This window comes from Thermodesulfobacteriota bacterium, assembly GCA_025062045.1.
Classification (GTDB): Bacteria; Desulfobacterota; Syntrophorhabdia; order Syntrophorhabdales; family JANXAF01; genus JANXAF01.
The window spans coordinates 1-518 of sequence record JANXAF010000028.1; the positions used below are offsets into that span (position 1 = coordinate 1).

1 protein-coding gene and 1 rRNA gene are annotated in these 518 nt (G+C 36.9%); both read left to right on the forward strand.

Annotation, left to right across the window (positions count from 1 at the left end):
- A partial coding sequence (locus tag NZ583_09040; GenBank protein MCS7281736.1) for a phosphoenolpyruvate synthase/pyruvate phosphate dikinase occupies nucleotides 1-141 on the forward strand: 141 nt, incomplete at its 5' end.
- Nucleotides 142-344: 203 nt separating this feature from the next.
- Nucleotides 345-518: ribosomal RNA gene (locus tag NZ583_09045) — 16S ribosomal RNA — on the forward strand; the annotation flags it as partial.

The following is a 518-nucleotide window of genomic DNA, read 5'->3' on the forward strand; positions in this document are numbered from 1 at the left end:
GGACAAGCACCAAGTGATTTTCCAGAATTTGCTGAGTTTCTTGTTGAATGTGGAATAACTTCGATAAGTTTAATACCTGACACAGTCTTAAAAACAAAGATTATTATAGCAGAAAAAGAAAAGCAATTAGGGATAAGTTGACAAAAATAAATTAATTGTGTTAGTTTTTATAAGTTAATTTTTAAAAGTTTAGTTGTATTTATAGCTTTATAAAAATTTTTGAGAAAAACTCCTCTTGACAAGTCAAACAGTAGTGAGCTAAACTTTTAGTAGAGATTGATCTTTGAAAAGTTCGGTAAGCCCTGTTAATAATCTTTAGAGTTTCAGCTATGCCAGATCAAATTTCTTATGAGAGTTTGATCCTGGCTCAGAGCGAACGCTGGCGGCGTGCCTAACACATGCAAGTCGAGCGGACTATGTGAAGGGGTAACTCTTCATATAGTCAGCGGCGAACGGGTGAGTAACACGTGGGTAACCTACCCTCAAGAGGGGGATAACTCGGGGAAACCTGAGCTAAT